Annotated in this window: 24 protein-coding genes, 1 tRNA gene and 1 pseudogene; 9 read left to right on the top strand and 17 right to left on the bottom strand. The window is 68.0% G+C overall.

All coding sequences use genetic code 11. The features are described 5' to 3' along the window. Window positions 1-66 precede the first annotated feature (66 nt). From A5481_RS15800 to A5481_RS15790, 3 genes are read left to right on the top strand one after another with little or no spacing between them, the layout of a single operon-like run. Window positions 67-834: a Crp/Fnr family transcriptional regulator gene (locus tag A5481_RS15800; RefSeq protein ID WP_048435279.1), complete on the top strand. Its 768-nt coding sequence runs from the start codon at window positions 67-69 to the stop codon at window positions 832-834. Beyond that, complete coding sequence (locus tag A5481_RS15795; RefSeq protein WP_245238977.1) at window positions 804-1,097, top strand: hypothetical protein; 294 nt, start codon at window positions 804-806, stop codon at window positions 1,095-1,097. The genes A5481_RS15800 and A5481_RS15795 overlap by 31 nt, the downstream gene beginning before the upstream one ends. A 34-nt stretch (window positions 1,098-1,131) precedes the next feature. Then, on the top strand, window positions 1,132-1,905 hold the full coding sequence (locus tag A5481_RS15790) for a Crp/Fnr family transcriptional regulator (RefSeq protein WP_245238978.1): 774 nt from the start codon (window positions 1,132-1,134) through the stop codon (window positions 1,903-1,905). Window positions 1,906-2,233: 328 nt separating this feature from the next. On the opposite strand, the gene A5481_RS35930 is transcribed toward A5481_RS15790, so the two are convergent. The 5 genes and pseudogenes from A5481_RS35930 to A5481_RS32465 all read right to left on the bottom strand — a co-directional run. Further along, complete coding sequence (locus tag A5481_RS35930) at window positions 2,234-2,470, bottom strand: DUF6894 family protein (protein ID WP_082173250.1); 237 nt, start codon at window positions 2,468-2,470, stop codon at window positions 2,234-2,236. An 810-nt stretch (window positions 2,471-3,280) separates the two neighbouring features. After that, complete coding sequence (locus tag A5481_RS15785; protein ID WP_048435281.1) at window positions 3,281-3,667, bottom strand: response regulator; 387 nt, start codon at window positions 3,665-3,667, stop codon at window positions 3,281-3,283. A 35-nt stretch (window positions 3,668-3,702) separates the two neighbouring features. Next, on the bottom strand, window positions 3,703-6,567 hold the full coding sequence (locus tag A5481_RS15780; RefSeq protein ID WP_156311946.1) for a PAS domain-containing protein: 2,865 nt from the start codon (window positions 6,565-6,567) through the stop codon (window positions 3,703-3,705). Window positions 6,568-7,217: 650 nt separating this feature from the next. Next, entirely contained in the window at window positions 7,218-7,856 is a 639-nt protein-coding gene (locus tag A5481_RS32470; RefSeq protein WP_082173252.1) for a response regulator, read from the bottom strand. 179 nt (window positions 7,857-8,035) lie between these two features. Further along, a pseudogene (locus tag A5481_RS32465) lies at window positions 8,036-8,354 on the bottom strand (integrase core domain-containing protein); the annotation flags it as partial. Window positions 8,355-8,615: 261 nt separating this feature from the next. On the opposite strand from A5481_RS32465, the gene A5481_RS15775 reads away from it, so the two are divergent. Then, window positions 8,616-10,118: a transposase family protein gene (locus A5481_RS15775; RefSeq protein ID WP_156311947.1), complete on the top strand. Its 1,503-nt coding sequence runs from the start codon at window positions 8,616-8,618 to the stop codon at window positions 10,116-10,118. Between the two features lie 64 nt (window positions 10,119-10,182). Here A5481_RS15775 and A5481_RS33550 read toward each other — a convergent pair whose 3' ends face one another. After that, window positions 10,183-10,449 carry a hypothetical protein gene (locus tag A5481_RS33550; RefSeq protein WP_156311948.1) on the bottom strand — a complete coding sequence of 89 codons (267 nt, stop codon included), beginning with the start codon at window positions 10,447-10,449 and terminating at the stop codon, window positions 10,183-10,185. 36 nt (window positions 10,450-10,485) lie between these two features. On the opposite strand from A5481_RS33550, the gene A5481_RS15765 reads away from it, so the two are divergent. Beyond that, window positions 10,486-10,968, top strand: coding sequence for an HIRAN domain-containing protein (locus A5481_RS15765; RefSeq protein WP_048435282.1), 483 nt, complete (start codon window positions 10,486-10,488; stop codon window positions 10,966-10,968). Between the two features lie 97 nt (window positions 10,969-11,065). Here the strand turns inward: A5481_RS15765 and A5481_RS15760 are convergent, their stop codons facing one another. Continuing rightward, the gene (locus tag A5481_RS15760; protein WP_048435283.1) at window positions 11,066-11,605 is read right to left on the bottom strand and encodes a hypothetical protein; all 540 of its coding nucleotides are present in this window, start codon (window positions 11,603-11,605) and stop codon (window positions 11,066-11,068) included. Window positions 11,606-11,798: 193 nt separating this feature from the next. Here A5481_RS15760 and A5481_RS15755 point away from each other — a divergent pair, with 193 nt between their 5' ends. Next, a complete protein-coding gene (locus A5481_RS15755; protein WP_048435284.1) occupies window positions 11,799-12,092 on the top strand; it encodes a hypothetical protein in 294 nt (97 codons plus the stop codon). Window positions 12,093-12,240: 148 nt separating this feature from the next. Here the strand turns inward: A5481_RS15755 and A5481_RS15750 are convergent, their stop codons facing one another. Together A5481_RS15750 and A5481_RS15740 are read right to left on the bottom strand one after the other, a co-directional pair. Then, window positions 12,241-12,816 carry a hypothetical protein gene (locus tag A5481_RS15750; protein ID WP_082173253.1) on the bottom strand — a complete coding sequence of 192 codons (576 nt, stop codon included), beginning with the start codon at window positions 12,814-12,816 and terminating at the stop codon, window positions 12,241-12,243. Window positions 12,817-13,013: 197 nt separating this feature from the next. Then, on the bottom strand, window positions 13,014-13,619 hold the full coding sequence (locus tag A5481_RS15740; protein WP_048435287.1) for a metallophosphoesterase: 606 nt from the start codon (window positions 13,617-13,619) through the stop codon (window positions 13,014-13,016). 606 nt (window positions 13,620-14,225) lie between these two features. Between A5481_RS15740 and A5481_RS15735 the strand changes: the two genes are divergently transcribed. Beyond that, window positions 14,226-14,456, top strand: a complete 231-nt coding sequence (locus A5481_RS15735) for a hypothetical protein (RefSeq protein ID WP_064504032.1) — start codon at window positions 14,226-14,228, stop codon at window positions 14,454-14,456. 90 nt (window positions 14,457-14,546) lie between these two features. On the opposite strand, the gene A5481_RS15730 is transcribed toward A5481_RS15735, so the two are convergent. The 8 genes from A5481_RS15730 to rpsA form a co-directional block, all read right to left on the bottom strand. Further along, a tRNA-Met gene (locus A5481_RS15730) sits at window positions 14,547-14,623 on the bottom strand. A 161-nt stretch (window positions 14,624-14,784) separates the two neighbouring features. Continuing rightward, on the bottom strand, window positions 14,785-16,005 hold the full coding sequence (gene trpB, locus A5481_RS15725; protein ID WP_048433055.1) for a tryptophan synthase subunit beta: 1,221 nt from the start codon (window positions 16,003-16,005) through the stop codon (window positions 14,785-14,787). A gap of 52 nt (window positions 16,006-16,057) precedes the next feature. Then, on the bottom strand, window positions 16,058-16,828 hold the full coding sequence (locus A5481_RS15720; RefSeq protein WP_082173017.1) for a phosphoribosylanthranilate isomerase: 771 nt from the start codon (window positions 16,826-16,828) through the stop codon (window positions 16,058-16,060). A 75-nt stretch (window positions 16,829-16,903) separates the two neighbouring features. Next, window positions 16,904-17,842: a bifunctional Delta(1)-pyrroline-2-carboxylate/Delta(1)-piperideine-2-carboxylate reductase gene (gene lhpI, locus A5481_RS15715; RefSeq protein ID WP_048433054.1), complete on the bottom strand. Its 939-nt coding sequence runs from the start codon at window positions 17,840-17,842 to the stop codon at window positions 16,904-16,906. A 2-nt stretch (window positions 17,843-17,844) separates the two neighbouring features. Further along, entirely contained in the window at window positions 17,845-18,201 is a 357-nt protein-coding gene (locus A5481_RS15710) for a lipopolysaccharide assembly protein LapA domain-containing protein (protein WP_048433053.1), read from the bottom strand. 125 nt (window positions 18,202-18,326) lie between these two features. Beyond that, a complete protein-coding gene (gene ihfB / locus A5481_RS15705) occupies window positions 18,327-18,653 on the bottom strand; it encodes an integration host factor subunit beta (RefSeq protein ID WP_048433052.1) in 327 nt (108 codons plus the stop codon). A 74-nt stretch (window positions 18,654-18,727) separates the two neighbouring features. Further along, window positions 18,728-19,684, bottom strand: coding sequence for a signal peptide peptidase SppA (gene sppA, locus A5481_RS15700; RefSeq protein ID WP_048433051.1), 957 nt, complete (start codon window positions 19,682-19,684; stop codon window positions 18,728-18,730). 311 nt (window positions 19,685-19,995) lie between these two features. After that, window positions 19,996-21,708, bottom strand: a complete 1,713-nt coding sequence (rpsA, locus tag A5481_RS15695) for a 30S ribosomal protein S1 (protein ID WP_048433050.1) — start codon at window positions 21,706-21,708, stop codon at window positions 19,996-19,998. Between the two features lie 615 nt (window positions 21,709-22,323). Here rpsA and A5481_RS15690 point away from each other — a divergent pair. Together A5481_RS15690 and A5481_RS15685 are read left to right on the top strand one after the other, a co-directional pair. Next, on the top strand, window positions 22,324-22,803 hold the full coding sequence (locus tag A5481_RS15690) for a (2Fe-2S)-binding protein (protein ID WP_048433049.1): 480 nt from the start codon (window positions 22,324-22,326) through the stop codon (window positions 22,801-22,803). Then, window positions 22,800-25,084: xanthine dehydrogenase family protein molybdopterin-binding subunit (locus A5481_RS15685; protein ID WP_245298642.1), on the top strand; the 2,285-nt coding region annotated here is incomplete at its 3' end. The genes A5481_RS15690 and A5481_RS15685, both read left to right, overlap by 4 nt.

The following is a 25,084-nucleotide window of genomic DNA, read 5'->3' as shown; positions in this document are numbered from 1 at the left end:
TCATAGGACTGTGCGGAGGTCAGATTTACGACATACATTGTCGCATCTTTCTGACTGATGTAGCTGATGCAGGACGCACTGATCCGAAAGCTTGAGAGCTTCGAGGAACTGACCGAGGCAGATCGCAAGGCATTGAGTGCCTTGACGCTCCGCATTCGCAGAGTGCCCGCGCGCACCGACCTGATCAGCGAGGGCGATCCGCCGAACAGCGTTCATCTGATCCTCGATGGCTACGCATGCCGCTACAAGGTGCTGCCGGACGGGCAGCGCCAGATCATGGCCTATCTCGTGCCCGGCGACTTCTGCGACCTGAATGTCTTCATTCTCGATCAGATGGATCATAATATCGGCACGATCACAGCCTGCCAAGTCGTGGATATCCCGAGACAGGCCATCGTCGAGATCACGAACGACCATCCTCGGGTCACGCAGGCATTGATGTGGTGCGCCCTCGTCGACGAAGCCGTTCTGCGGGAATGGCTCGTCAATGTCGGAGGCCGCCCGGCCAACCTGCGGATCGCCCATCTCATCTGCGAGCTCCTGCTGCGGCTGGAGGCCGTGGGCCGTGTGACGGGCAACAGTTTCAGCTTCCCGTTCACCCAGATCGACATCGCCGACACCATGGGCCTGTCGAACGTGCATGTGCATCGCACGCTACGCGACCTTCGCGCGCTCGGCTTGATCGCGCTCAAGCGCCGGACCCTGACCATTCTGGACGTGACGCGGTTGAAAGCCTTGTGCGGCTACAACCCGAACTACCTGCACCTGAAGAACACGCGGTGGGGTGTGCGCCGCAACATTCCATGGCCGAGCACTGGCCGACGAAGCTCATGATGAAGCCGCCGCACAACGTCGAGACGCTTGTTGTGCTTCAGCCGATCGGCGTCGACACGGACAGCGATGATCGTCAGGGGTTGCTCGTGATGGCCAACGGGTTGCTGGTCGGCGTGCTCGTGCGCCTCGATACGCCCGGTCACGAACAGCTCCGCGGCTGGTTCCTCGAGGCCGGCTTCGGCCGCCTGGCAGGACTGCGTGCCCCCACCTTCGACACGCCGGAGGCGGCGGCCCGATGGCTCCGGCAACGGTTGAAACGATGAGCCGGACGGCACCGCCGCGAACAGGGAGTTAATCGTGACCGAACCATCGCAGCGGCCGGTCCCGACGGACGCCGCGGACGTCCCGCTGCCCGACTCCCATGCCTTGATCGCCAAGCTCGAACGCAGCGTCGGTTTGACGGATGAAGATCGAGGGACGCTGATGGGGGTGATGAGCCAGAGGAGGAGGGTTTCCTCCCAGGTCGACTTGATCCGAGAAGGCGATCGCCCCGAGAGCGTGTTTCTCGTGACCCGGGGCTTCGCCTGCCGCTACAAGATCCTGGTTGACGGTCAGCGCCACATCCTCGGCCTGCTCGTACCGGGAGACACGTGCGACCTGCACGTCGCCATCCTGAACCGCATGGACCACTCCATCGCTGCCCTGACAGCCTGTGAGATCGTGGAGATTCCGCGGAGCACGATTGTCGATCTGACCAGCAACCATCCCCGCATTGCGCAGGCGCTCTGCTGGGCGACGCTGGTGGAACAAGGAATCCTGCGCGAGTGGTTGACGAACCTCGGGCAACGTGGGGCGGATCAGCGGATGGCTCATCTCTTCTGTGAGCTTCTGCTGCGTTTGCAGGTCGTCGGATTGGCGGGAGAAACGGGTTGTTTTCTACCTCTGACACAAGTCCATCTGGCCGACATCCTAGGCTTCTCGATTGTGCACGCCAACCGTACGCTACAACATTTGCGCTTCTTAGGTCTGGTCGATCTAAAGCACAGACACTTGAAAGTTCCAAACTTGGCTCGTCTACGAAATTTTTGCAGCTTCAATCCTGAGTACCTGCACCTTTCTCGACGCGTCTAGAGCATTTTTCAACAAAATAAATATCGGCCGTAATAGAAATGAGACAAAATAAAAGAAATGGATAGCTTCACGATTGCAGCATGATCGTGAATTTATTTAATCAAACAGTCTCAGAAAAACCCGAAGCGACTCATTTTATACGCTGGTAGGCGCCACGTACAGGCGGCTTAAGCTTCGTCGGCATCCTGCTCATCATCCTGTTGTGCTTCTGCTCACAGGTTGGACACGCTGGCACTCTCTCTGGGAAGTTCGTGCAAGCCCTTCGTTTAAAGCGGGGCGAGATCAAGCGGCCGTGTAAATATTAATTCAATATTGTAATGCAATATTATCAGCTTATCATCATTCCAATAATTATGAGACTAGCAGTATAGACCGGACGACGATCGTTATCGGTGACGATAACTGTGATCGCGTGACGATCATCGTCTTGCGATATATTGTCAAGCGCTATCGCAGGCAGAGCGCGCTTCGCGTGTCGACAAGCCTCCGCGATATTTTCACATTCAACCCCCACGTCATCGTAAATCCACTTTCCATCATGGATGTCGAAGAAAAATGTAGGCATCGCACGATCCAAATAAGTCGCCCGCGAGCATGCACACCCCATACTCGTTGGTGTCAACATATAAATCAAAAATCACAACCTAAAAAGTAGCGATTCAATCTATTTTGAGAATATTTAGTCTGTTTCTGACATATAATGTCGTATTTCCTACATTATATGACTGGCGATTCCTGCCATTGAAAGAGAGGCATCACCACACCAGTTCGTTGATAGCTTCGCAGCCAGGCGCAATCTGGGCAATGACATACAAGATACTCAAAAGTGAACTGGCGTTGAGCCAACGAGCCGCCGATCCAGGTAGCGTCGGGAAAATCTGGAAGAGGCCTGGAGGCGCTATGACTCGCACCGCCTACCCCGCTTCCATATCCCCTCTGGTGCTGGCTTGCGGGACGGGCGCGGTGCTAGGCCTAAAGCAGCTGGCTCGGCGCATCCGAGTCCGACGGATTTGCCCTGCGGGAGCGTCGACAACCCGCCCTCCTGCCCATTCTATGCAACTTGCTGTTATTGCCCGCAAGCTACACGAGCATACCCGCCGGCGCATCGAGTGCTTCCCTACCTGGGACGATCTAGATGCGAGCGATCCGTGGCACGCATGCATGACCCGGATGGCCTATAGGCGGGCTCAAGGCTTTATCGCAAAATAGGACTCAGAGCACCTATCTAAATCTCCTTTGCTCTTGTAATGTCAGACACTGAGCAGGTATAAGAGCGAGTTCTGTTAGGGGCTCTTGGTCATATCAGCATTGTACATAAGGAAATCAAATGACATGCCAGCATGTGTCGTGTCACCCGGCGTCACGACAAAGCGATCTACAACTGGCCGTTTGACGTGAAAGCGCGGATGCTTTCGACGATGCCGGCGTGGTTGAACGGCTTGTCGTGAAACACACCTCGAGCCGGAATGTTCGCCAGTTCCGGCTTCACGGCCCCCGTCAGGATGAGTTCCATCGGCGGCCACCGGTCCCGAATCAAGGCAGCCAGCTTCAGTCCCATTGCCGACCCGCGCATGTCCAGATCCGCCACCACCACGCGGATGTCCATGCGGGCCTCCAGGATGCGGATCGCCTTGACGGTCGTCGTCGCCTCGACGACCGCGCAGCCCGCTTCCTCGATGAGGTCCGACAGGGCCATCATCAGGATCGGCTCGTCTTCAATGAGAAGCACAATTGGCCGGCGCTCGGTGCCTTCAATTGTCATGGATTCCCCCCGGAGAGAACCCGTCACCGCCCGGATCACGACGCAACCACCTGCGAGCTAGGAGCGCGAAACTCAGCGTCAAAGCCCAACGTGGTATAACTCAGCTGCGCTTCGCGGGTTCCCACCAGCCCGATCTGGATCAGCCGCGCTCCGAAGCCGTGTCGCGTCGGTACCTGTGCCGGTGGGCCACCGCGCTCCTGCCAAGTGAGAACGACCGTTCGCTCTTCGTCATCCTCGACCCACCACGCCACGCTGACCGTTCCCGCCTCGTTTGAGAGCGCACCGTACTTGACTGCATTGGTGGTCAACTCGTGCAATAGCAGAGACAGCGACAGTGTCGCCTGCGGGGAAAGCGCTAGGTTCGGCCCCACGATCCGGAAGCGGTCCAGGGGGGACTGTAGGGATAGCACACGCTCGACAACGCTATGGATCGGCGCAGCCGCCCAGCTGTCCTGCAGGAGTACGTCATGTGCCCGCGATAATGCGATGAGACGCTGCGAGAACGCCTGCACCGGGGCCTGATCCGGGACACTGCGCAGCGTCTGGCCGGCGATGCCCTGCACCATCGACAAGGTGTTCTTGAGCCGGTGGGACAGTTCGCCGTTCAGCAGCGCCTGCTGCGCCTCTGCCTGCACCCGTGCGACGGCGACCTGAACCCTGTCGGCCACAGCCCTCACGAAGGCCAGCTCCTCGGTTGAGAAGGCGCGGGAACGATCGGAGTGGATGAAGCCGATCCCAACGAGACGCCCGCGTTCCATCACGGGCACGTTGATCAGTGCCCGAACACCGATCGCGAGCAGTGTCGCGGCGCTCTCTCGAGTGCGGGGGTCGCGTTCTACATCCTCGATCAGGACGGCTGCACCGTGCCGTAGATCCTCGATGTAGGAGCCGTAGTCGCGAAAGTCGTGCTGGCCAGCGACAGAGGCGATCCCCGGTGCGCACCAGTCGGTTGGAACGTCGACACTCGCGCGCGCGGCATCAACCAGTCCGTAACCGGCGCGCGTCGCGCCGAGCACCTGTGCGACGATCCCGGCCGCCGCGTGGACAATGTCGGGTATGCTACCGAGGTCGCGCAACTGGTCGCCCACCGTGACCAGGGCCGCCTGCCGTGCCTCGGCGGTTCGACGGGGGGTCACATCGCTCGCCGCCCCGAACCACTCGGCAATCTCGCCATGCTCTTCGAAGAGAGGCACGGCGCGCGAGAGCGTCCAGCCAAAGCTTCCATCGGCCCGCCGTACCCGATGCTCAAGCTCGAACGTGCCCTTGCGCTGGATCGCATCCTCAATCGCTGCCATCACTTCCGGGCGGTCGGCGGGATCGATGTAGGAGTCGAGCCAGCGCATGCTCGGCGCTACCGTGTCGGCAAGGAAGCCATGCCCGTCGAGCTGGCGCATCTCCTGCCAGTCCGGGCTCATCCGGTAGACCGACTGTGCGCCGGCGGTCACGAGCGCTCTCAATCGGCTCTCGCTCGCGGTCAGCGCGGCCTGGGCAGCGCGTCGCTCCTCGATGTCGAGCAGGACGCCGGGGAAGCTCAGCGGTGTGCCATCCTCCGCCCTGTCGACCCGGCCGTTGGCCTCGATCCAGTAGTACCGCCCGTCTGCGCGGCGCACCCGGTACTGGTGGGCGTAGGCGCCGCCCCGCAAAATCGCGGTGGTGATGGCGGCCGATAGCCCGGCCTGGTCGTCGGGATGCACGGTCGCGACGATCTGAGCGAGTGGGATGCCCTCGCGGCCTAGAACCGGATCGAGCCCAAAAGTCTGGGCGAAGGCCTCGTCGATGGTGAAGCAGTCCGAGGGGATGTCCCAGTTCCAGGTGCCGATGATCGCCCCGGCTGCGAGCGCTAGCTGGACCCGCTGGATGTTCTCCTGTGCCAACGCCTCACTGGCGCGTAGGGCATCCTGCACCGCACGGCGCTCGGTCACGTCGCGCACGGTGCCGAACATGGCGACGACAGCTCCACTCTCATCGCGCATGAAGGTTGCCCGCCGCGCGATCCAGCGAAGCTCGCCATCATCCGCCCGGCGGATGCGGTATTCGATGTCCAGTACCGCGCTGCCATCCTCGCGGCTCGCGTCGCTGGAGCGCACGCCCGCGTCCTCGGGCAGCACCAGCGCCTCGAAGGTTGCGGCCGAGTAGAGGGGCGCGACCGGCACACCGTAGAGGCGGCAGAATTCTGTTGACACCTGCATCATGCTGGAGGCGACGGCGAGTTCGTAGGTGCCGACGCCCCCGGCCTCCTGGGCGAAACGCGAGCGTTGGTCGCTGATGCGCAGGGAGACGTTCTGCGCCTCGCTTACTGCAGCGCGCGCGAGTGCGGAGGCCTGTGCCTCCCCCTTCTCGAGAGCTTCGGCCCTGTCGCGGGCCATAGATCGGCGCGCCTCAAGCAGGAGGACCACCTGACGACCCAAGGCGCGCAGGTCATCGCTCTGCTCCAGGGTCAACCCTGCGGGTCGGGGGACGGTATCGATGACACACAGCGAGCCCACGACCGCGCCGCCCGTCAGGCGCAAAGGTGCTCCGGCGTAGAAGCGAATGTGCGGCTCCCCCGTGACAAGGGGGTTTGATGCCGTGCGCGGATCAGCGGCGAGGTCCGAAATGATAAGGAGGTCGGGCTCGGCAAGCGCGAACTTGCAAACCGAACTCTCAAGGTCGGTTTCGCACCGCGGAAATCCGACGTTAGCCTTGAACCACTGGCGGTCGGCGGCAACGAGGCTGACGAGAGCGACAGGCGCCGCACAAAGACGCATTGCGAGGCGCACCACATCGTCGAAACCCGACTCGGTCGGGGTATCGAGGACGTCGAATGCATCCAGAGCCGCGAGGCGCGCTGGATCGGAAACGAGAAACGGGTCAGGCAACCTGATTTGCATCGGCTTCGGCTGGGGCGAGGTGCAGGTCACCTGCGCGCCCAGCCATCTTATCGGTCCTGGTCGTTTTTGCCACGCTGGAAAGAGAAAGAGGCGGCAGCCCAGCACCCGTGAGGGGGCGGAACGCGGCACTAGGCTGCCGCCGAGCCGGGACAGGCCGAAGGGGCCTGCGAGCGTGCCGAAGGTCTAGCTTTGGGCGGGGCCTACGGGATGTGCGAGGGCGCACTGCCCGGTAGTGGTAGCTCGCCCTCCTCAGACAGCAGGATACCTGTCTGAGGGGTAAGACATTGGCGGGCGGCGGTGCCTGACAGAACGCAAGCTATCAGCCGTGTCCGGAATGGTCGCCAGACTACTGGCTGCTGCCACCACCGCTATTGCTGCTGCCCTGAGGGACAGCTCGGGACGGCTGGCCCGCGTTCCCACCCGCCGCAGAGTCGGTCTGGATGGTCGAAGCCCCCGTGCCTCCCGGAGCGACTGTAACGTTGGGATTGGACCCAGTGTTGCCCGGGGACGGCGCTACGGTGCCGGTCACTCCCGGAGCTATTGGGGCGGCAGGAGTGGCGGGGGTCTGGGCAGCAGCCGAGCCAGCAAAAGCCAGAACCGAGGTAAGGCCTAAAATTATCGAGCGCATGTCAGTCTCCGTTGCGTGTTCCTGAGAACCAACGCGGGTGATAGCACGAGGTTCAATCTATATTTTTCATAAACATCGCGGATGAATTTGAGAGCTTGGCTTGCGATGTCTGTCCGATTGGGAGTTCTAGTCGTCGTACCGCGTGATCCACCTGGACTAATACGTCCAATGCACGCCAGGGCTTCGGGAGGAAGACCACATCAGTCGGCATATCGCCCACCCGGCCACCACCCTGGCCGGAAGTCACGACAAGGTGGACACCGGGCCAGAGGCTACGTACGGCCCGTGCGAGGTCCACCCCATCCATCCACCCCTCAAGTCGCACGTCCGTAAAGACCATGGCGATATTCCCGCCTTGCGCCTTGAGCAGTTCCACAGCCTCATCGCCGCTCTCACAGGCAATCACGTCCAAGACCGTCTCCTCTAGGAGCGCTATGGCGAGATCGCGTATCGCAGGATCGTCCTCAACTACGAGCACAAGCTTGGTGGGAGCTGCATTCGCCTCGCGGCTCTCTGCGTTGCCTAAAGCGTCTCGCTCGATCAACAGGTTTGCGAGTTCCTGAAGCCGATCCGGTAACGCATACTCGTTGGGAAGAGAAAGGGTCTCCAACAAGCCCCTGGCGACGCCGGAGATTACAGGCTTTGCCGCTGCATCCTCTCTGCCCTGGAAGAAAAAGTTGGCAGACCTCATGAGTCCTCCCGGAGAATGGTAAAGCCACGCTCCAGGATTGCATTTAATCCAGCTTGCGTACGTGGTGGGCTAATAGGAGACAGAGGTTTTGGTTCCAAGCAAAAAGCAAAACCCTTCTCAGGATTGCCATACATCCTGGCTTCGATCTGCACCAGGTTTTTGAGGCAAACCTGCGTCCATCATCCGGCTGCTGGCTTCGAGGCGTCTGACGGATTGGCGAAAAAGCTGGCCTGTTCTTGCTGAACCGCTCCAGGTTTGTCGGCGGCAGTTTCGGCTTCATCGGTAGGGACGTTGCCGATTGACGCGAGCAGGCGGCGGAGGTTGTACCAGGCGACCCACCCCAGGGTGGCGTACTCGACCGCCTCGAAGGAGCGCCACTGTCCGCGTCGATGGATGACCTCCGCCTTAAACAGGCCATGGGATCGTCCCCGTCAAGGCGTTGTCGTAGCTGTCGCCGACGCTGCCGACTGACGGCTCGATCCCTGCTCCGATTAGACGCTAGGTGGATGGCAATTTTTCCTTCAAGGCTTGCCAGCTGGCCCCGCATTGCGAGCGGGATGCTGAAGGTCATTAGGATGGTACGGTGGTGCCCCTGATCCGCAGGATCGTCTGTGGTGTGATTAGGCGTGGAATAAGGGGTCTGACGCGCTCTCGGTACATGTGGGTTGATAGATCGTGGCTTTGGCTGTTGGAGATCCTGCCAGGGCTCGCACCCTGCAACCCGATGTGATTGTCCCGCCCGGCCTCCTGGTCGATCACGTGGAGCTGGCCGACCGCATCACCATCATCGCTCAGCCCATGGCCGCATCGGCCCGCTGTCCTGGCTGCGATCAGCCCTCATCCCGCGTCCACAGCCGCTACACGCGAACCCTGGCGGACTTGCCCGTCGCCGGCATGCGGGCCATCATCGAGGTCGGCATCCGCCGCTTCCACTATACCGCAAGTAGCTGGTCGACCAGGATCTTCGCCGAACGGCTGGGTCCGGATCTCGCCCCCCCATGCCAGGCGTACTGCCCGGCTCGAGAACATCGTGCATCACCTCGGCCGCGTGTCTACGTCCGCCCGACCCCGGCTCAGGTCGCCCAGCTCGTCGATTCGCGCGGCGCCGACGCTGCGTCCGCGAGGTGGCACTGGATGGGAGACCGGACGCTCAACGCCCTGGCCCGCCAGGGGCGCGCCGCTCTCGGGCTCGCCCCGAAGGTCAAGTACGCGCGCCGGCGGTCCTACACGGACGAGCAGGCAGCCATAGACGTCGAGGCCGCCTTCGTCCTTGGCTCCCTGGGACGGGCGGAGCGCGCCGCCGGGATGCGCCACAACACGGCCAAGTCGGCCTTCGAGACTCGGGGCTTGGCGTGGCGCACGATCTCGCCCGAGGATCGCGGCGTCGCGACCGCCATCGGCCGTGGCGCGAGCGACGGCGACGCCACGGCCATCGCGGCGCTTGAAGCGCGGCGCGCTTTCGAGGACGCCGTCGCCTCCGTCCACCGCCGGGCCCTGGCCCTCGTAGCGGAGCAACCCGAGACCGGCCGCTATCAGCTCCCGCAGCAGGACGCCGCGCTCGCCGAGGTGCTCCGGGACGAGGACCCGGCCGCGATCAGCGCGGTGTTCCCCGACCTTCGCCTTCTTTCCTCAGAGCCCCCCGGCCCGGAGCCCGACGTGATACAGACACCCTCCGCCGAAATCGTCCCCGCCGTCGAGGCCGCGTCGCCCACCTCCCGGGGCCGCCTGCCCGACGTCGAGACGCTGCGCGCCCTACACGCTGAGGGGCTGTCCTGCGGCACCGTCGCCGGCCGCTACGGCGTTACCGCGACGGCCGTGCACTCACGCTGGTCCCGCCTCCTCCTAGATACTCGGGGGCGGTGCGGCGGCATGCCGAAGGCTCCGGCCCCGCAGGTCGATGCGGGAGGCGGCGCGGCGGCTCCCGCGCCACCGCCTTCCGAGACGGCCGCCACGGCGGGGCCGAGCCCGCGCCGGTGGCAACCCGGGACGGATTACGCCGACGTCGTCGTCGTCCCCGGGCGCCCCGGGGAGCGCCTGGCCGTCGAGGACCTGGCGGTGGCGGTCGACCTGATGCGCCTGCGACCGCTGTCGCCCGAGGCGGCCGTTGCCCTCGTCCGGGCCGATGTGGCCGCCACCCAGGACGCTACTACGGAGACGACGCGCAACGGCGTGCCCGAGAGCGCGATTTTCGCGTGGCTCGACGCCTGGGCGAACGAACGCCCGCTGCCCGAGCTCAGCCCCGGGGGGCATCCCCGTGGCTGACGTCCTCGCTCGCCTCGCCAACCGGGCGCCCTCGAACACCGAGCATCTCCCGGGCCAACTCGACCTAGAGGATGCCATCGCCGATAGGGTCACCGCCGACGCGGCAGCTGCAGCCCGCCTCGCCCTCGGCGGGAACGGCGGCCCCAGCCTCGACGAGAGGCCCATCGACGTCATCGCCCGGATCGGACGCGCCCAATTTGGCGACAGATGGATTGGCAAACTGGGCGAGGATATCGGCGTGGATCACCGCCAGATGCGCCGTTGGCTTGCAGGGCGGGGTGAGCCGCCCCCCAAAGTGATGTCCTGCGTCCGGCTGCAAGCGCGCGGCCACGCGGCTCGCATCCTGAGAGCACTGGAGGAGTAGGCCGTGACCGATTCCCCCTTTGAGGTCCCGGGCGTCGTCCTCCTGCAGGGCGTCGACGCCGCCGTCGAGGCAGACCGCATCCGCGCCGGCGAGCCCTGGCACGACGGGAGTGTCGCGGGGCTGCAGTTCTACGGCTACGGCGAGAGGGGCCTCAACGGTGAGCCAATCCGACCCCGTCTCGGCCAGCGCCTCGCACTCGTCCGCGCGCCCGACAACGCCTTCGACGGTTACGCGGTCGAGGTCTGGCTGGGCAACGGCGTGATGCTCGGCCATCTGCCGGCGGACGTGGCCGGCTGGGTCGCCGGCCCGCTCGATGCTGGGCGGCCGCTCCGAGCTTACTGCTCGCACCCGGGCGACTGGACGCCGTGGAGCCTACGCGCCCTCCTCGTTGGCGAGGCCCTCGTCGAACCGAACGAGCCGCCCCCAGACGAGCCATGCCGTTTGCCTGCCGTGGTAGTGGCGGCGGATGACGACATCCCCTTCTGACGTCCCGGGACCGCCGGCCTCGCCATGGGACGCCACGACAAAACAGGCGCCCTGAACTGCAGAGCGCCCCGTTACAACTAGACGATGTAACGAATGTTCAGCCGGACGCCAAAGCCGGCCCCGGCGTATCCCGGCCGAGCAGGCGCTCGGCGACGGCCCGGCTCGCGGCCTCCTTCGAGCAGGCCCGGGCCCTCAGTTCGAGGATGGCGTGCCGCAGGATAGCCTCGCCGTCGACGACCATTCCCCTCGCGGAGCCCCGGGCCCGGACGCGCGACGCAGCCTTCCCCTCGCGGAGGACCTGCGCGAGGGCAGCGCTCACGGCACCGTCGACGGTGCGGCGGTCGGGCAGGCCTGCGGCGCGGCGTTCGGCGCGTTCGATGCGCTTGCGCTCCGCCTCGACGCGCCGGTGGGCGGCCGCCTCGGCCGACGCGGACAGGGGGGGGGCCGCCACCGGGGCGGCTTCGTCGGCCACGGGCTCCGGGACGGTCTCGTCCTCCCCGGCGGGCTCCGGCTCCGGCTCGGAAGCCTTGGGCTCGGGCTCGGGCGGGTCGTAAGCGTCCATAGCGATCTCCTTCAGGAACTCCTGGATGAAGGGGTCCTGCTCGCCGTCGTCGTGGTCGTCGTGGTGGTAGCCCATGAGTGCCTCCGTTGCCTACGGAGGGAGTGTCCGCCTCGTCCCTGCAAGTCACCAGGCATCCGGATGCCAGGCGTCCGGATGCCTGGGTCCAGGGCTTGCTTTACCCCGTTCACAGGCATCCGCGCGGCGACTCTTGGCACCGATTCGGCGAGCTGCGATCTCTGATGCACACGCACCGACGGAGGCCGCCCTGATGACCCCCTACCACACGAACGCCCGTCAGGTCGGCGATGCCTCCGAGAGCGCCGCTTATGCCTTCGCTGGCGGCCTCGCCTCCGCCCTCATCGCCGGCCGGGCCGCCCGTGCCGAGCGGGATGCGGAGACCGCGGATGCCTGGCGCGCCGTCGCCGCCCACGTCCGCGCCGGACGTGTCGCTGCGGCCCGTACCCGACAGGAGGACGCGTCCCGCGCCGAGGCTGCCCGGCAAGCCGACGACGAGCACCGCCGCCGCATCCTCTTGCTCCGGGCGCGCACCGCCGCGGCATGACGAGATGCCACCGTGGCATCCCGTGATGCCAGCGCGTGTGCTGGGGGAAAGTGTCAAGTCGAACAAGTAAGACAGGCGGCGTTATCCACAAATAAATGAGCCTGCCTCGGTCCCCCGGGGCGGGCTCGCTTGCGTCGGAGCCGTCTGATCAGGCGATGGCGAAGGCTCGTGCCGGCCGGTGGGACGCCTCGCGGCGCCCGCGCTGGGGCTCTGCGTCCGGACGCAGGCGGGACCCGGCCGCTGCGGCCAAGCGCTCCTTCTCCTCGGCCTGCCATTCCGCCACCGTGAGCGGCCGGGGCAGGCCGCCGAGACGCCGGTCGCCGAGCAGATGCGCGCCGATGTGGCGGGCCTCCAGCGAGGCCAGCTTGAGGGCCTGCTCCGGAGAGAGGCGGTCGAGGTAGCGCTTCGCCGCCTCGTCGAGGCAGGCCGTCGCGGCGGGGACCTGCCCGGGCAGCGGTGCCAGATGCGCGACGGCGGCGCGCCCCCATGCTTCGTGGACGGCGGCCGGCGTCAAGGCCGGCTTGACCTGGGCGGCAGCGTCCTCCCGCGCGGCGGCCTCGATCTCCGACATGGCCTCCGCCTGGGCGGCCGCGACGGCCGGGGGTGGAGCCGTGACGGCGCGGGCGACCCAACGGGCGCCGTCCCATACCAAGCGGGGGGCGGCGGCCATGGCGGCCATGGCGGCCTTCATCATGAGGGCGACGAAACGGACGACGGAACGCACTGGGGACCTCCTGATGGGTGACCCCGGCATGGTGCGCTCGGACGTCGAAAGCCACACGGCCCGGGGGTCCTCGACCTCCTGGCGCGGGAGGCGTCCGGACTGGAGGGGCAGGCCCTAGCCCTGCGCCGGGCGGCCGCCGCCATCGCGGAAACGAAATAGTGAAGGACCCCGGGTAGCGTCCCGGGGGCCTCTTTGTTTCAGGCCTCGCCGGCCTCCCGTTCGGCCTTCGCTGCTTCCTCCGCGATCCGACACTCCTCGTCGGTCTCGGGCGTCTCCGCCATGCGCTCGCGGATCTCGGTCAAGCCGACCGGGCGGTAGCCCCAGGCGTCCACGCCGACGTCGAGGGAGCGGGACGTGCCCACCAGCTTGCCGTGCGAGTGCCCGTAAAGGTGGAGCGCGCCGCGCCACGTGCCGTTCCACGTCCGGAGCCCGTAGTGGCACATGACGATGGCGACGCCGTCGACATGAACGGTCCGCAGGTCCGCCGGCTCGCTCGCCCAGCCCAGCGACAGGTGCCTGTCCTTGTCGTGGTTGCCGATGATCAAATGCTTCTTGCCGTTGAGCCGCGCGAACACCTCCTGGCATCTGGCGGCGCTGGAGTTCATGGCGAAGTCGCCGAGGAGGAAGACGTCGTGCTGGGGCCGGACGCGGCTGTTCCAGGCGTGGATCAGACTGTCGTCGTGCTCCTCGATGGTGGCGAACGGACGCCCCTCCATCTTGAGGATGCCGCGGTGGCCGAAGTGCGTGTCGGCCGAGAACCAGGTCGTGGTCCCGTTGAAGTGGTCGCGCTTGGTCTTGGTCATGAAGACAGCCTCCTGTCGGAAGGAGGCTGCGCACGCGGCGTCACGCCCCCGGGGGTGTCGTCGGTTTGTCAGTGGGGGCTATTCGGCGTTTCACGGCGCTCTCCGTGCGTCGGTGTGGGCCAGGGATCGCAGCTCCAGATTCCCTGCGTCAAGCGCGGTCGTGCGGCGTGGTTAACGGAAATCCGGGCGGCAATTGTCACTTTCCGCTCCAGGGTGGCCGGGTGGAGTGGAAACGGACAATCAGGCCCCCGGGACGTCGCGGTCCGGAGGGCGCCGGCCACCGAGATCCGCGAACCGCTCCCGGCACCAGGGCAAGTATTTCCCCGGGCGCCGGACGTGCCACGCCTTCGGCCACCGGCAACCGGTGACGAGGGCAGCCAGGACGTCCTCCAGGCTCGCCCGCGGCCCGAGGCGCGCGATTAGCCGCTCGGTGCAGTAGTCCCCCCGACCGCTCCCGGCACCAGGGGCAGACGATGACGACCCGCCGGTACGGGAACTCGCCCAAGCACCGCGGCGCCTCCATCCGTCCCTCCCCCTCCGCCCCGCCGGCCTATCCGTTGAACGGCGCGACCCGTTCCCTATTTGTTCTCAAGAGGGAGACGGTAAATGCCGAACCTTGACGACGTGGCGGCTGCGGCCGCCGGCGAGGAGCGGGACGCCATGTGGCGGTCCCTCGCGGAGGAGATGGAGGCGTTCGCCGCGGCGCGGCGGGACGGGCCGGGGTTCGCCAGGGCCGCGACGCCGGCCGACTTGGCGCAGGTACTGGGGCGGGACCGCCGGGCGCGGTTGTCCACAGGAACCTGCCGGGGCGGGGGTCGGGCGGCCGGCCGGGCATAGACGAGGCGACCTCCCGCCCCAGTTCCGCCCCAGAAACGCGAAAGCCCCGGCGCCCTGGCCGGGGCTTTTCACATAAGTCGTTAAAGTATTTGGTAGCGGAGGAGGGATTTGAACCCCCGACACAAGGATTATGATTCCTCTGCTCTGACCAACTGAGCTACTCCGCCGCGCGGTGGCCGGTTCGTGTCCGGCTCTGCGGTGGCGCGGATATAGGGGGAGGCGGCGGGGGCTGTCAAGGAACCGTCGCAGCCCTTTTTGCGCCTCGCCCAGATCGCCGGCCAAGTCCGACTCCCAGCAAGTCCGGCTCCCGGGCGAGGCGCGGAGGACGTCAGAGCGCGTCGCCCAGGATCTCGGCGACCTGGGGGATGTCCTTGTCGCCGCGGCCCGAGAGGTTGACGACCATCAGGTGGTCGCGCGGCAGGCTCGGGGCGAGCTCCTTGACCTTGGCGAGCGCGTGGGCGGGCTCGAGGGCCGGGATGATGCCCTCCATCAGCGAGCAGAGCCGGAACGCCTCCAGGGTCTCGCCATCGGTCGCCGACAGGTAGGTGACGCGGCCCATCTCGTGCAGCCAAGCGTGCTCCGGGCCGATGCCCGGATAGTCGAGGCCGGCGGAGATCGAGTGCGCGTCGGCGATCTGGCCGTCGCCGTCCATCAGCAGGTAGGTGCGGTTGCCGTGCAGCACGCCCGGCTTGCCGCCGGTGAGCGAGGCGGCGTGAAGGCCGCTCGACACGCCGTGGCCGGCCGCCTCGACGCCGTAGATCGCGACCTCGCGGTCGTCGAGGAACGGGTGGAACAGCCCCATGGCGTTCGAGCCGCCGCCGATGCAGGCGACGAGCGAGTCGGGCAGCCGGCCCTCCTGCTCCAGCATCTGCGCTTTGGTCTCGATGCCGATGACCGACTGGAAGTCGCGCACCATCGCCGGATAGGGATGCGGCCCGGCCACCGTGCCGATGCAGTAGAAGGTGTCGGCGACGTTGGTGACCCAGTCGCGCAGGGCCTCGTTCATCGCGTCCTTGAGGGTGCGGGTCCCGGATTCCACCGGCACCACCTCGGCGCCGAGCATCTTCATCCGGAAGACGTTCGGCTTCTGCCGCTCGACGTCGACGGCGCCCATGTAGACGACGCATTTGAGGCCGAAGCGGGCGCAGAGCGTCGCGGTGGCGACGCCGTGCTGGCCCGCTCCCGTCTCGGCGATGATCCGCGGCTTGCCCATGCGCCGGGCGAGCAGGATCTGGCCCAGCACGTTGTTCACCTTGTGCGAGCCGGTGTGGTTCAGCTCCTCGCGCTTGAAGTAGATCTTCGCGCCGCCGAGGTGCTCGGACAGCCGCTCGGCGTAGTAGAGCGGGCTCGGCCGTCCGACGTAATGGGTGAGATAGCTCGTCATCTCGGCCTGGAAGGCCGGATCCGCCTTGGCCTCGGCGTAGGCCTTCTCCAGGGCGAGGATGTTGGGCATCAGGGTCTCGGCCACGAAGCGGCCGCCGAAGATGCCGAAGCGGCCGCGCTCGTCGGGGCCGGTGCGGAACGAGTTCGGGTTCTGGGGAGCGGTCACGGCGGGAGCTCTTATCTTCTGGAAGGGGTCGCGGAATCCTCGTCGGCGGGGCTTACGCCCTTCGCGCCGCAGGGGCAATTTGCGCTTCGGACGCAGCCGGCGCGACGGGCTCGACCGTCGATACGGCGGCTTTGGTCGTGCCTGCAACGGCTTTGGCCGTGCCCGCGGCGGCTTTGGCCGCCGCCACGAAGGCGGCGATGCGCGCGGGATCCTTGCGGCCGGGGCCGCTCTCGACGCCCGACGACACGTCGACGGCCCGCGCGGCGGTGATCGCCACCGCCTCGGCGACGGTCTCCGCGGTCAGGCCGCCGGAGAGCATGAACGGGTCGTGGCGCCCGGCGCCGGCCAGCAGCGACCAGTCGAAGGCGTGCCCGTTGCCGCCCGGCAGGGCCGCGCCGGGGGCGGGCTTGGCGTCGTAGAGCAGCCGGTCGGCGCTTCCGGCGTAGCGGGCGGCGCGGCCGAGGTCGTCGGCGGTGGCGATGCCGAGGGCCTTCATCACCCGGAGCCCGGTGCGGGCGCGCAGGGCCGCCACCCGGTCGGGCGTCTCGCGGCCGTGGAGCTGCAGCCAGTCCGGAGCCAGCGCGGCGACGACCGCTTCGACGAGGGCGTCGTCCGGGTCGACCAGCAGGGCGACCGTCTCCACCCTCCCCCGCGCCTGACGCGACAGGGCGGCGCCGCGGGCGAGGTCGACGTGGCGCGGGCTTCTCGGAAAATGCACGAGGCCGATCTGATCGGCGCCGGCGGCGATGGCCGCCTCCAGCGTCTCCGGCGTGCCGAGGCCGCAGATCTTGACGAGGCAGGGTTGTGCGAGAGCGGGCGACATCCACTCCATATAGGCCGATCCGCGCGCGCCCGCACGTGCCGGGGAAAGCGAGGCGGGCCGCCCCGGCCTCCCGGCTCAGGGCCGTCGCGTCAGGCTCTCCCACACGGCGGCCGCCGCGGCGAGGTCCTCGATCGCGGCGCCGACCGACTTGAACACCGTGATCGCGTCCGCGCTCCGCCGCCCCGGCGCCTCGCCGCGGCACAGGGCGGTCAGGTCGCCCGCCACCGCCTCGGGCGCGAGCGCGCCGGACTGGATCGCCACCGCCACGTCGCCGCCCTTCTTCAGCGCGTCGGGCGTGTCGACGTAGACCGGCCCGCGCAGCAGGGCCGCATCGTCGGCCTCGCGCATCGTCGGCGTGAAGGCGCCGACGAGGTCGAGATGGGTGCCGGGCCGCAGCCAGGCACCGCGCACCAGCGGCTCGGTCGAGAGGGTGGCGCAGGAGACGAGGTCCGCCTCCCCGACCGCGGCGGCGAGGTCGGCGACCGGGTGGGCGGCGATGCCCTCGGCGCGCAGGGTCCCGGCCAGGCGCGCGGCGCCCTCGGGGCGGCGGTTCCAGATCGCGACGTCGCGGATCGGCCGGACCGCCGCGTGGGCCCGCACCAGGTAGGGGGCGAGCGCACCGGCACCCACCATCACCATCCGGGCGGCATCCGGGCGAGCGAGGTGGCGGGCAGCGAGCGCCGAGGCGGCGGCGGTGCGCCACAGGGTCAGGCGGGCGCCGTCGAGGAGCGCCAGCGGCCGGCCGTCGCGCCCGTCGCAGAGCAGCACCCCGCCCTGGATCGTGTCGAGGCCCCGCGCCGGGTTGCCCGGGAACAGGGTGAGGATCTTGACCCCGACGTAATCCGGGGTCCAGGCCGGCATCACCAGCAGGGAGGCCCCGTCCGGCGCGGTCTCGATCGCGTGGTGGTGCCGCGTCGGCGCCGTGGCGCCGGCCCGGAAGGCCGTGTCCAGCGCGTCGGCCATGCGGATCGGCGTCAGCGCGGCATCGATCTCGGCCTCGCCGATCAGGCGCATCGTCAGGCGCGGCTGACCGGGGCCGGGAGCGCGGTGCGGCCGGTGGCCGGGCCGGTCGCGGCGGCGGTCTGGCGCAGGCGCTCGGTCTCGTTGCGCAGGCGGTGGAGCTCGCGGCCCTTGGCGCGGCGGTCGCGGCGGGTGTCGCCCTGGCCGAGCCAGGAGCCGACGCCGCCGACGACGACGCCGAGCGCCACCGCGGCGAAGATCAGCGCGTAGAGCGGCAGCTGCATGCTGAAGGCCGGGGTCCCGTCGGTGAACGGATCGAAGGACAGCATCACCGGCTGGCGGTTGGCCACGGCCAGCAGCACGACCACGATCGCGATGGGCAGCAGGATCAGGCCCTTGAGGAAGCGGATCATCGGGAAACCCGGTCTTTCGTCGGTGATGCGGAGGGAATCGGGACCGCCGGATGGTGACCCGCGGGCAGAGTTGTAAGGCGCGGGCGCGCGAGCGCCAGGGGCGGCCGGTCGTCGGCGGCCCCGCGTCAGCTCGCTGCGGCCTCGGCCCGGCTCGGCTCGTCGGCGCCGATCCCGGCGGCGTTCAGGCGCAGGCGCATCTCCTTGCCGGTCTTGAAGACCGGGATCGCCTTCTCGGCCACCGCCACGGCGGCGCCGGTGCGCGGGTTGCGGCCGCGCCGCGCCTCCCGCCGCTTGACCGAGAAGGCGCCGAAGCCGCGCAGCTCGACCCGGTCGCCCCGCGCCAGCGCGTCCGCGATCGTGTCCAGGATGGCGTTGACGATGTTCTCGACGTCGCGCTGATACAGGTGCGGGTTCTGCTCGGCGATCTTGAGCACCAGCTCGGACTTGATCATGGGCGGTACGGTCTCGGATGAGGCGGGGCTTGCTGGACGGACCATGCCGGGGAAGGCGCCGGCGCGGTCGAGGCTCACGGACGCCAGACCGCCAGCAGGCCGCCCTGGGTCAGGCTGGCGGTCTCGGACCCGGCCTGCCGCAGCCGCGCGGCGAGGTCGTCGTAGCCGAGGAGGCCCGCGCCGACGGCGGCGGCCGAGAACAGCCCGAAGCGGTTGTCGGAGCGCGGCTTCCAGTCCCGCACCGGCAGGTTCTTCGCCACGCCCTTCTCGCGCTCGAGCCAGGCGACGGCCTGGCGCTCGGAGCCGGTCTCGTCGATCAGGCCGAGCGGCACGCTCTGGCGGCCGCTGAACACCCGGCCGTCCGCCACCGTCTTGAGCTGGTCGGGACTCATCTTGCGGCGCTCGGCCACCAGGTCCTTGAACCAGCCGTAGGTGTCGCCGACGATCGCCTGCAGGGCGGCGCGGGCCTCCGGCGGGGTCGGGTGGAAGCCGCTCGGCTCGGCCTTGAGCGGCGAGGACTTCACCTCGTCGACCTTCACCCCGACCTTGTCGAGGAGGCCGGACACCTCCGGATACTGGAACAGCACGCCGATCGAGCCGACGAGCGAGGTCTCGCGGGCGACGATGTGGTCGGCGGCGATCGCCGTGATGTAGGCGCCGGACGCCGCGGTACCGTCGACGAAGGCGACGATCGGCTTCTTCTCGGCGAGAAGGCGCAGGTTGCGGAACAGCTCCTCCGACCCCGTCGTGGTGCCGCCCGGCGAGTTGATCGAGACCACGACGCCCGAGACCGCGCTCGAGTCGCCGACGCGCTTCATCAGCTCGCGGGTCTTGTCGCTGCCGGCGATGAAGCCGTCGATGCTGATGCGGGCGATCTGCGGCGTGACGGCGGAGAGCCCCCTGCCCCCGGCCGCCCGCCAGCCGACGGCCCCGGCGGCGACGATCAGCGCCCCGACCCCGATCGCGCGCCAGACGGACAGCTTCCGGCGCAAGGAACGCCGGTCGAGGAGAAGTTCGGCATCGATGGCCATGCGGCGCCCGTATCCTGGTCTGACTCCCGAGGCGCCTTCCGTCGCAGGCATCAAGCCTGCAAGTCATTGGCGCATCTCGCTCCCGGGGTGTTCTACCCCCGGCCGTCGCGCAGCGGCAAGAGCGAGATCGGGCTCATTCCCTCCCCGATCGGGCTAGCGTGTTCATACATCTCGGTCTGAGTGACCTCACGCTCCGCAGGTAGCGCGCCTCCACAAGGGGTTGGGGGGAGCCGGACACGGAAACGCCCGCGCGGGGGTGTCCCGCGCGGGCGTCCGGATCGCATCAGGGTGTCCGGGCCCGCAAGGGTCCCTTACTTCTTGTCGGCCTGACGGGCCTTGAGGGCCGCGCCGAGGATGTCGCCGAGCGAGGCGCCCGAATCGGCGGAGCCGAACTGGGCGATCGCCTCCTTCTCCTCGGCCATCTCGAGGGCCTTGATGGAGAGCTGGACGCGGCGGGCCTTGCGGTCGAACTGCGTCACGCGGGCATCGAGCTTCTCGCCGGCGGCGAAGCGCTCGGGGCGCTGGTCGTTGCGCTCGCGGGCGAGGTCGGCGCGGCGGATGAAGGCCTGGAGGTCGGAATCGACGATCTTGACCTCGATGCCCGAGTCCTTGACCTCGAGCACCTCGCAGGTGACGACCTGGTTCTTGCGGATGCCGTCACCGGCATCGGCGAAGGGGTCGCCGGCGAGCTGCTTGATGCCGAGCGAGATGCGCTCCTTCTCGACGTCGACGTCGAGAACCTGGGCACGCACCACGTCGCCCTTCTTGAACTCGTCGATGACCTGCTCGCCCGGACGGTTCCAGTCGAGGTCCGAGAGGTGGACCATGCCGTCGACGTCGCCCTCGAGGCCGATGAACAGACCGAACTCGGTCTTGTTCTTGACCTCGCCCTCGACCTCGGTGCCGGCCGGGTGCTTCTCGGAGAAGGCCTCCCACGGGTTCTGCAGGGTCTGCTTGAGACCGAGCGAGATGCGGCGCTTGACCGGATCGACCTCCAGGATCTGGACCTCGACCTCCTGGGAGGTGGAGACGATCTTGCCCGGATGGACGTTCTTCTTGGTCCAGCTCATCTCCGAGACGTGGATCAGGCCCTCGATCCCCGGCTCCAGCTCCACGAAGGCGCCGTAGTCGGTGATGTTGGTCACGCGGCCCTTGAGCTTGGCGTTGACCGGGTAGCGGGCGGCGATGCCCTCCCACGGGTCGGCCAGGAGCTGCTTGATGCCGAGCGAGATGCGGTGCGTCTCGTGGTTGATCTTGATGATCTTGACCTTGACGGTCTGGCCGATGTTGACCACCTCGGACGGGTGGTTGACGCGGCGCCACGCCATGTCGGTGACGTGCAGCAGGCCGTCGATGCCGCCGAGGTCGACGAACGCACCGTACTCGGTGATGTTCTTGACCACGCCGTCGATGACCTGACCCTCCTCGAGGTTGGCCACCAGCTCGGAGCGCTGCTCGGCCCGGCTCTCCTCGAGCACGGTGCGGCGCGACACCACGATGTTGCCGCGGCGGCGATCCATCTTGAGGATCTGGAACGGCTGCGGCGTGCCCATCAGCGGGGTGACGTCGCGGACCGGGCGGATATCGACCTGCGAGCGCGGCAGGAACGCCACGGCGCCGTCGAGGTCGACGGTGTAGCCGCCCTTGACCTGGTTGAAGATCGTGCCGGAGACGCGCTCGTTGTTCTCGAACGCCTTCTCGAGCTTGACCCAGCTCTCCTCGCGGCGCGCCTTGTCGCGCGAGATGACGGCTTCGCCGAGCGCGTTCTCGATGCGGTCGACGTAGACCTCGACCTCGTCGCCGACGCCGATCGGCTGATCACGGCCGGGGCCGGTGAACTCCTTGAGGGCGACGCGGCCCTCGGTCTTGGCGCCGATGTCGATGACGGCGACGTCTTTCTCGATCGCCACCACGCGGCCCTTGACCACGGAACCTTCCGTGATCTCGTGCTCCCGGAACGACTCTTCCAGGAGGGCGGCGAAATCCTCGCGGCTCGACGCGGCGCCTTGCAAACCTGCGGACATCTATGCTCCCTTTCGTCCCGCCCTATCCGGGGGGGACGGCGCCGGCGGCTCGTATCAACGGGCCGCTTCCGCCCGCCGGAGTTCCGAGATCCCTCGGAACCGCCGCTCCCCGAAACGGGGCGCGGGCCGGCGCATGATCGACGGGCAGAAACGTGTTTTTCCGGACGGCCCGGCCGGAGCGCGATGCGGCGGGCTCGTCGCCCCCGCATGAGGCATCCCGGCATCGGACCACCGGAGGTTGGGCCGATACAGGAAAACCGACCGGCCGGCAAGGTGTTGCCGGCGGCCCGGACGCGGCAACCTGACGGCGACTGCCCGTCTTGCCCACACGCGCGAGTCCGGGTTACCCATCCGTAGCCTGAAACCATTCTGATCTTCGGGCGAGGCGTCCCGGCCTGTTTCGCGAGGCCGGGCGCCCAAGCAAGCAAGACGTCACGCCGCGCGGCGTGGGGCAAGCAAGACGGCACGCCGTGCGTGCCGTGGGGGGAGGAGCGAGGCGCGGGCCCCCGGGGGGCGGCGCCTTCGGATGTGATCGAACGAGAGGGAGGCCGGGCGCCGCGACCGGAACCGTGTCCGCGGGGCGCCCGACATACCTCCCGAAGCCGGAGGGCGACGATGATCAAGCTCAACGTGAACGGTGAGGAGCGCCGCTTCGACGGCGATCCCGAGATGCCGCTGCTGTGGTACCTGCGGGACGAGCTCGGCCTGACGGGCACGAAGTTCGGCTGCGGCGTCGCGGCCTGCGGCGCCTGCACCATCCATGTCGGCGGCACCGCCATGCGGGCCTGCCAGACCGCGGTCTCGGCCGCCGACGGCCAGCCGATCGTGACCATCGAGGGCCTGTCGCCGGACGGCAACCACCCGGTCCAGGCGGCCTGGCGCGAGCTGAACGTGGCGCAGTGCGGCTACTGCCAGACCGGGCAGATCATGCAGGCGGCGGCCCTCCTCAAGGAGACCCCGAAGCCGACCGACGCCGACATCGACGCCACGATGAGCGGCAACCTGTGCCGCTGCGGCACCTATCCGCGCATCCGCGCCGCCATCAAGCAGGCGGCGGGGCTGACCCCGAAGGCCGGCCAGGGAGATCGCCTGTGATTCACGACCTCTCCTCCTTCCTCAAGCGCGCTCCGGCCGAGGAGCCGGATTCCGTCGTCGCCAAGGCCTCGCCCGGGCAGCTCAGCCGCCGCGGGCTCATCGCCGGTGCCGGCGCCCTGGTGCTCGCCCTGTCGCTGAAGCCCCAGGGCGCGACGGCCGCCGAGAAAGGCTTCGGCGCCGACGGCATGCCGCACGGCTGGCGCGACGACCCGACCCTGTTCGTGGCGATCGCGCCGGACGGCACCGTGACGGTGACCTGCACCCGCTCGGAGATGGGCCAGGGCGTGCGCACCTCGGTGGCGCTCGTCGTCGCCGACGAGCTCGACGCCGACTGGGCCAAGGTCAAGGTCGCCCAGGCCCACGGCGACGAGGAGCGCTTCGGCAACCAGGACACCGACGGCTCGCGCTCGCTCCGGCACTTCTTCATGCCGCTGCGCCGCGCCGGTGCGGCCGCCCGCACGATGCTGATCGAGGCCGCCGCCAAGCAGTGGAACGTGCCGGCCGGCGAGGTCACGGCGGAGAACCACGCCCTCGTCCACGCCAAGTCGGGGCGCCGGATCGGCTTCGGCGAGGTGGCGCAGGCTGCAGCCTCCGTGCCGGTGCCGGACCGCGCGGGCGTCAAGCTCAAGGACCCGTCGGCCTTCCGCTACATCGGCAAGGGCCGCATCGGCCTCATCGACAACGTCGGCATCACCACCGGCAAGGCGCAGTACGGCCTCGATACCCGCGTCGAGGGCATGCTCTACGCCGTGGTCGCCCGTCCGCCGGTCTTCGGCGGCAAGGTCAAGACCTTCGACGAGGCCGCCGCCATGAAGGTGCCGGGCGTCGTCAAGGTCGTGACCATCGATCCGCCGGCCCCGCCCTACGAGTTCATGCCGACCGGCGGCGTCGCGGTCATCGCCCGCAACACCTGGGCGGCGATCAAGGGCCGCGAGGCGCTCAACCCCACCTTCGACGACGGCCCGAACGCCTCCTACGATTCGGACGCCTACCGGGCCACCCTGGAACAGGCCGTGCGCAAGCCCGGCAAGGTGGTACGCCAGGAAGGCGACGTCGACGCGGCGATGAAGAAGGCGGCCAAGCGCCTCGAGGCCGAGTACTACATCCCCCACCTCGTCCAGGCCCCGATGGAGCCGCCCGCCGCCACCGTGCGCGTGGGCAAGGACGGCAAGGTCGAGGCGTGGGGCTGCGTGCAGTCGCCCCAGGCCGCCCGCGACCGCATCGCCAAGCGCCTCAACCTCGATCCGAAGAACGTCACCGTCAACGTGACGCTGCTCGGCGGCGGCTTCGGCCGCAAGTCGAAGCCGGACTACTTCGTCGAGGCGGCGCTCTGCTCGCAGGCGGTGGACGGCGCCCCGGTCAAGATGACCTGGACCCGCGAGGACGACCTCCACAACGGCTACTACCACACCGTCTCGGTGGAGCGGCTGGAGGCCGGCCTCGACGACAAGGGCATGCCGATCGCCTGGCTGCACCGCAGCGCCGCCCCGACCATCGGCTCGACCTTCGTCGCCGGCGCCAACGAGCAGATCCCGATCGAGCTCGGGATGGGCCTCGTCAACGTGCCCTTCGCCATCCCCAACATGCGGATGGAGAACCCGCCCGCCGACGCGCATGTGCGCATCGGCTGGTTCCGCTCGGTGTCGAACATCCCGCGGGCCTTCGCGGTGCAGTCCTTCCTCGCCGAGCTCGCCCACATGGCCGGCCGCGACCCGAAGGACTACCTCCTCGACGTGATCGGCCCGGCGCGGCTGATCGATCCGGTCAAGATGGGCGATGCCTGGAACTACGGCGAGGACCCCTCGCGCTACCCCTACGACACCGGGCGCCTGCGCAACGTGATCGAGGCGGTGGCGCAAGGCTCCGGCTGGGGCCGCAAGGTCGACAAGGGCCGCGGCCTCGGCATCGCGGCGCATTACAGCTTCGTGACCTACACGGCGGTCGTCGCCGAGGTCGAGGTCGGGCCGAAGGGCGAGGTCACCGTCCAGCGGGTCGACATCGCCATCGACAGCGGCCAGCAGGTCAACCCGGAGCGGGTGCGCTCGCAGCTCGAGGGCGCGGTGGTGATGGGCATGGGCCTCGCGCTCACCGCGCAGATCACCTTCAAGAACGGCCGCGCCGTCCAGGACAACTACGACACCTACGAGCTGACCCGGATCAACGAGGCGCCCAAGATCATCAACGTGCACCTCGTGCAGGGCGGCTCCTGGGACAAGCCGCTCGGCGGCGTCGGCGAGCCCGGCGTGCCGCCGGTAGCCCCCGCCATCGCCAACGCGATCTT

It is taken from the genome of Methylobacterium platani, from assembly GCF_001653715.1.
Classification (GTDB): domain Bacteria; phylum Pseudomonadota; class Alphaproteobacteria; order Rhizobiales; family Beijerinckiaceae; genus Methylobacterium; species Methylobacterium platani.
Note: the sequence above shows the minus strand (reverse complement) of the source record. Positions and strands in the feature narration are given on the sequence as shown.